Source organism: Psychrobacter sp. PP-21 (assembly GCF_033790785.1).
Lineage (GTDB): Bacteria > Pseudomonadota > Gammaproteobacteria > Pseudomonadales > Moraxellaceae > Psychrobacter.
In genome coordinates this window covers 1-813 of the sequence record NZ_JAMYEB010000064.1, presented here as the reverse complement: position 1 = coordinate 813, position 813 = coordinate 1, and the positions used below count along the sequence as shown (strand labels likewise).

The window sequence follows — 813 nt, the reverse complement described above, 5'->3', positions numbered from 1 at the left end:
GCTAACGCTCGGCTTGTCGCCCTCGTTGACGGTGCCGTCTGCTGCATCTTCATCGAAGATGGTGGCGACATCAAAGGCGGTGCCAATGCTGGCGTTGATCGGATTGCTGATGCTCATGCTTAGGGCTTCTGAGACCTCATAGATGGCATCGTCAGTTGGGCTGATGGTGAACGTTGGCAGGACACTGCTGCCCGCAGGAATGGTCACGCTAACCCCAGCAATGGCGTCCGCCACGCTGATGGTTTGCGTGCCATTGGCATCGGTAAAGGTGATGCTGTCAATGTCGCTGGCATCACTGTCGCCAAGCACTAGGCTTGCGGTGACGGTGCTGTCTTTGTCCGTTGCGCCCGTTTGGCTGATACTAAAGACGATGCTGTCGTCTGCCCCTTCGCTAGCGCTATCACTCACCGCGGCAATGCTCACCGCAGGAATCGCGTCGCCGGCATCGATGATGGTGCCAGTGCCACTGTCATTGCCAATGGTAAGCTCGGTGGTTTCATCGTTCTCAAGGATGGCATCATTTGATGTCGGATAGCTGACGGTAAAGTCGGTCACCCCAGCAGGGACGGTGATGGTGCCATCATTATTGTTGATGACGCCGTTGCTAAAGATGAGAGCAGCAGGGTCGCTACTGTAATCATCGCCATCTGTGGCGCTATTACCTGCCAAGTCAAAGTCATAGGTGACATCCGCTTCGGTGACGCCATTGACGGTGACTTGGTGAACCAGATTGTCCCCTTCGGTGGCGCTGGCATTGCCCACGCTAACGCTCGGCTTGTCGCCCTCGTTGACGGTGCCGTCTGCTGCATCTTC

General features: G+C 56.5%; 1 protein-coding gene. It reads right to left on the bottom strand.

Annotated features, from left to right (window positions below):
- A partial coding sequence (locus tag NJD71_RS13565; protein ID WP_319052428.1) for a hypothetical protein occupies positions 1–813 on the bottom strand: 813 nt, incomplete at both ends.